This window comes from Altibacter lentus (genome assembly GCF_000746845.1).
In the GTDB taxonomy this organism is placed as follows: Bacteria; Bacteroidota; Bacteroidia; order Flavobacteriales; family Flavobacteriaceae; genus Altibacter; species Altibacter lentus.
This window is the reverse complement of record NZ_JPZT01000015.1, coordinates 1-645: the sequence shown is the minus strand read 5'-3', so window position 1 is coordinate 645 and position 645 is coordinate 1. Positions and strand designations below refer to the sequence as shown.

The 645-nt window shown below is 32.6% G+C and carries 1 protein-coding gene; it reads left to right on the top strand.

Going from position 1 to position 645, the window contains the following annotated elements:
• Positions 1–535 (top strand): hypothetical protein (locus tag JS40_RS00060; RefSeq protein ID WP_233273923.1); only part of this gene is annotated, 535 nt, incomplete at its 5' end.
• Between the last annotated feature and the right edge of the window lie 110 nt (positions 536–645).

Genomic DNA, 645 nt, shown 5'->3' with positions numbered 1-645 from the left:
CGTTGCCACACATTTGAGAAAAATTCTGTACATATTGACAATTTTAGTTTTCGGAATGACTTATGCTCAAGAAAACGACACTTCTGTTTGTGATTTACAATCGGAAAATCAACTATGGAAAGCGGAATATGAAAAAGCGGAATCCAAAGCAGAACGGATTGAATTAATTAAGTCTAAAATAAAATCTGACTCAATTTACGAACAATCTGAACCGAAAATTAAGACAGTACATTCGCCAACTATTTTCAACGAACATAAAAACAAAAACGGAATTGAATGTGGTTGTAAAATTTTATTCATTTTACATTACAAAAAAAGACGTTCGATTATTGTAAATCTAAATGACCGACCTGAATTAAGCATTGTTGTGGACAAACTGAAATCCGAAAATGTAGAACGGATATGGACTGAATTTAAAAAAGAAACTGCACAAGCGGTTTATGGAGTGGCTGGAAAATGTGGATTTGTACAATTGAGAATAACTGACAGAAAATTAAAACGACTGATAAAAAACGTGTGGCAACAACGTGTATAATTCATGCTTTACTCCTACTTCAATTAAAAATTTATATATTTAACAATATGATTCGCAACGACTGAAAATCTATCGATTCTCAGCCGCACAAATCATACACAAGCACGTTG